Annotated in this window: 1 protein-coding gene; it reads left to right on the top strand. The window is 49.9% G+C overall.

Translation table 11 applies throughout. From position 1 onward, the window contains the following. Positions 1 to 4201 (top strand): tetratricopeptide repeat protein (locus ACUVJL_RS20230; protein WP_445247472.1); only part of this gene is annotated, 4201 nt, incomplete at its 5' end. Positions 4202 to 4303: the final 102 nt, after the last annotated feature.

The following is a 4303-nucleotide window of genomic DNA, read 5'->3' as shown; positions in this document are numbered from 1 at the left end:
GGTGGAGTACCTGAAGCAGTTTTATCGCCAGTGGGAGTGCGATCGCGATCAAGGTAATGGCGATGCGGTTGCGGACTTGTTGCTGGCAAAGATGGCGGCGGGGGATTGTTTGGTGCTGATGGATGGGTTGGATGAGGTTTTTGATCGCGCAAATCGGGTGCAGGTGGTGCAGCAGATCGATCGATTGGTGAAGGAATACGGGGAGAATAAGTTTGTCATCACCAGCCGGATTGCCGGATATCAGGAAGCCTCCCTGGGCAGCCGGTTTCGAGAGCTCACGATTACGCCGATGGGCAATGCCCAAATCAAGCTGTTTCTGGAACGCTGGTGTCGGGCTATAGAAGAGGCGCAACGTCCCGATGCTGATGTTAGTTCGCATCAGCGGGATGCGGAAAGAGAAGCGCGGGGCATTTTCCAGGCGATCGAAACCAAGCCGGGAGTAAGTCGATTTGCCACGAATCCGCTGCTTTTGACGATTTTGGCGCTGATTCACCGCAACGGCACTCAAATGCCCCAGCGACGGGTGGAATTGTATCAGTTGGCAACCAAGACGCTGATTGAGGATTGGCAGTCTGGGCGCAACATTGCCTATGGGGTAAAGCAGAAGCAATTTTCGCTGGTGGAAGAGGAAGTCACCGCACTGCTGGCTCCTCTGGCGTTCCAGATGCACGAGGAGAAGCCGTCGGGGTTGGTGACGCAGGGGGAGGTGGAAGCTTGGTTGACGCCCAGAATGGCGGATTTACAGGGGGTGGAGGAACCGGAGGCACTGGAAATGGTGCGACAGTTTTTGCGGAAGGTGCGGGAGACGACGGGGCTATTTGTAGAACGAGCTCCGGCGGTGTATGGGTTTATGCACCTGACTTTTGAGGAATATTATGCGGCGCGGTACATTGCCGACAACGAGATTCCCGAGATTTTGAAAATTATCGACACCTATCGCTATCAGGCACGGTGGAACGAGCCGATTTTGCTGGCGTTGGGGTATTTGAGTGCGGATCGCCAACGAGTGAATAGGTTGTTGGAACTGTTGTTTGGCAATTTAGCCGACTATCAACCGGATATTGCTGGGAAGGAGATTCGGCTGAAAGAGGCGGGCGCTAATCGAGTGCTGGTGTGGTATCCACCGGCAGAGGCAGCCCCGCAGGAGTCCGATTCGCTGTGGCAGGATTTGCTGTTTGTGGGGCAGGTATTGGCAGAAATCAAAGTCACGGCCAAATTCTGTCGGCAGCAAGTGGAGAAGCTGGTAGTGACTTATTTGGGATTGGATGGGAATGATTTTGCAGATGAACCAACTCAGGAGTTGTTGCGGTTGCTGCGGGGAATTGAGGCCTTTAATCAACAGGTTTTAGACAGGTTGCAACAAGCAGCAGCAGATGAGCGGCTGTCTGAAGAGCAGCAAAATAAGGCGCGGGTGGCGATGCTGTATGTGGTTTGTGGCGAAGCGGGAGAAGGTTTAATTGCAGGCGTGACGAGCATCGTACAACAGTTAACGCCATCGTTGTTTGAAGAAATTCTCAATTTAGTCTCCGAATTGGGAGTAGAGATGACTCTGGCATTGGAACGCGCTTGGGAAGATGCAATCTGCGATTTGGATCGCCGACAAGCCTTAGAATTTATGACCGGATTGTCTTATTTGCGATCGGAAAAGTACGATCGGGCAATTTCCCTGTTACAAACTCTAGAAGAGCGAGGGGATTGCGAGCTAGGAGGTTTTATCGAATGGGCGATCGCCCTTGCCTGCCAGAAAAAAGAAGATTACGATCGGGGTTTGAATTACTATCAGCAAAGTTGGGGAAAGTTGCAATGTTCCCATGCTGCTGAGTTATTTCTTTTGTCGCAAAGCTGGGGAGTCTGTCATCGATCGCATCAGCAATACCAGCAGTCACTAGAGTGTTTCCAAAAAGCAATAGAGTTGTCTCGGCAAGCGAACAACTGTAAAGCAGAAGCCAGTATTTTTTATAGTATTGGCAGAAGTTATCAAGATTGGGGAAAATACGAAGAAGCGATTTTATATTACCAACAAAGCCGAGAACTTTTGAAACAATTGAAGCAGGAAACTTATGTTGCTAGCTCTTGGTACGGGATAGCAGAATGCTATCGGCAGTGGGGGAAATATGAAGATGCGATTGCCCATTACCAACAAAGCCGAGAACTCTATCAGCAATTGGGCAAGGAAAAAGATGTTGCTAGCTCTTGGTCTTGGATGGCAGATTGCTATCGGCAGTGGGGTAAATACGAAGAGGCGCTCGATGCCGAACAACAGGATTTAGCTTTACGTCAGCAACTCGACGATCGACCCAGCATAGCCTATGCCTACTCTCTATTGGGAGGAATCTATCTAAATTGGGGGAAATATGAAGAAGCGATAGCCCATCACCAACAAAGCCGAGGACTCTATCAGCAATTGGGTAAGGAAAAAAATCTTGCTAACCAGTGGTACCACTTGGCAGTTTGCTATCGGCAGTGGGGTAAATACGAAGAGGCACTCAATGCACAACAACAATGTTTAGCCCTGCATCAGCAACTCGACGATCAACCCAACATTGCCCTAGCCTACTCTCTATTGGGAGGAATCTATCAAGATTGGGGGAAATATGAAGAAGCGATCGCCCATTACCAACCAAGCCGAGAACTCTATCAGCAATTGGGCAAGGAAAAAGATGTTGCTAACCTGTGGTACTCGATAGCAGTTTGCTATCGGCAGTGGGGTAAATACGAAGAGGCACTAGATGCCACACAACAGGATTTAGCCCTGCATCAGCAACTCGACGATAGACCCAATATTGCCCTAGCCTACTTTCAATTGGGACGACTCTATCAAGATTGGGGGAAATATGAAGATGCGATCGCCCATTACCAACAAAGCCGAGAACTCTATCAGCAGTTGCGTAAGGAAAAAAATGTCGCTAACCAATGGGGATGGTTATCAAATACTTATCGAGATTGGGGAAAATACGAACAAGCATTAGAATGCCGTCAACGATATCTGACACTGTATCAGGAACTAGGTAACGAACTAAATGTAGCCATTGCCTACTATCAATTGGGACGAATCTATCAAGATTGGGGGAAATATGAAGATGCGATCGTCCATCACCAACAAAGCCGAGAACTCTATCAGCAGTTGGGCAAGGAAAAAGATGTTGCTAACCAGTGGTACAACTTGGCAGATTGCTATCGGCAGTGGGGTAAATACGAAGAGGCACTCGATGCACAACAACAGGATTTAGCCCTGCGTCAGCAACTCGAAGATCGACCCAACATTGCCGATGCTTACTCTCAATTGGGACAAATCTATCAAGATTGGGGGAAATATGAAGATGCGATCGCCCATCACCAACAAAGCCGAGAACTCTATCAGCAGTTGGGCAAGGAAAAAAATGTTGCTAACCAATGGTACTGGATGGCAGATTGCTATCGGCAGTGGGGAAAATATGAAGAATCACTCGCAGCCCACAAACAGGATTTAGCCCTGCGCCAGCAACTCGACGATCGACCCGACATGGCCGATGCCTACTATCAATTGGGACGAATCTATCAAGATTGGGGGAAATATGAAGAAGCGATCGCCCATCACCAGCAAAGCCAAGAACTCTATCAGCAGTTGGGCCAAACTGACAGCCTTGCCCGACAACTCAGACGCATTGCCAACAGTCAGCGCCAACTCGCCCGCGAAACCGCCGATCGTACTGCCGCAATTTCCCTTCTCACCCAAGCAGAACAACACCTAGAACAGGCAATACAGCTAAATATCGATCGTGAATATCGAGAAAACCTCGCCTACGACTACATCGCCCTCAGCCTCGTCTGTAGCGATTTCCTGCGTCACATCCCCGCCGGCGACCCCACCCAACCCATCCGCATCGCCCAATTCGAGAACACCTATCCGATTGGTTGGGGCCACTTCACGGCCCTCGGGCAAACCGTCAATCTCGCTGAAAAAACCCTAGACATCGCCCGGGCCTACCTAGAAATCCCTGCCTTAGAAAACCTCAACCTGGCCGAATCCCTCACCCGCCAATCCCTGCAAACCTTCGAGGAATTCAACCGCCGCCGACTCCAAGCCGATGCCCTCAAACTCCTCGGCGAAATCTACAAACATCGCATCCCGCATCAACCCGATGCCGCCACCACCGCCGCCCAATTCTACCTGGACAGCCGCCAACTCTACCAAGATCTCGACATCATCGAATCGGAATGATTAAACCACAGAGGGCACAGAGGACACAGAGAAAGAGATGAGAGAGAGAATAATTCCGATATAACCCGAAACAAGGTTGCACAAAAAAACTTTTGAGCTCGT

The organism is Microcoleus sp. OTE_8_concoct_300 (assembly GCF_031383065.1).
Taxonomy (GTDB): Bacteria; Cyanobacteriota; Cyanobacteriia; order Cyanobacteriales; family Microcoleaceae; genus Microcoleus.
Note: the sequence above shows the minus strand (reverse complement) of the source record. Positions and strands in the feature narration are given on the sequence as shown.